The organism is Vibrio sp. Y176, from assembly GCF_033438945.1.
On the sequence record NZ_JAWOQS010001145.1, the window covers coordinates 1 to 525 of the forward strand.

Genomic DNA, 525 nt, shown 5'->3' on the forward strand with positions numbered 1-525 from the left:
GGCTGGCACGCTTTTCGTATTTTTCTTTCTGTTATCGGTATCCAACTGTGGCTTTGGGCGCTCGCTTACCCTGTTCCGATTTGGCAAGGCATTGCGCTGCTAATGACTTCTCCGCTGTTTGCGACCGTAGGCTCAGGGCTTATCTTGAAAGAGAAAGTGGGCACCACACGCTGGCTTGCCACACTAACTGGCTTTATCGGTGCCATGATCATCTTAGAACCGTGGTCAGACTCCTTCACTTGGGCAACTCTATTGCCTGTTGGGGCGGCCTTCTTTTGGGCGGCGTATTCTTTGATGGTGAAAAAGATGTCGGTAAACGATCCACCGTCTACCATGGTGGTTTACTTGTTGTTACTGATCACGCCTTTCAATATTGTGCTAGCGATACCAAGCTTTACCATGCCTAGTGACTGGACTATTTGGCTGATCCTTCTTTTTGCTGGTGCACTAACAGCATTAGCGCAATGGGCGATTGTGAAAGCTTACGCAGTTGCGGACGCTTCCTTCGTTCAACCCTTCGATCAC

At 49.5% G+C, this 525-nt stretch carries 1 protein-coding gene; it reads left to right on the top strand.

Translation table 11 applies throughout. The annotated features are described in order from the left end of the window. Nucleotides 1-525 (top strand): DMT family transporter (locus tag R7O13_RS30660; protein WP_318305694.1); only part of this gene is annotated, 525 nt, incomplete at both ends.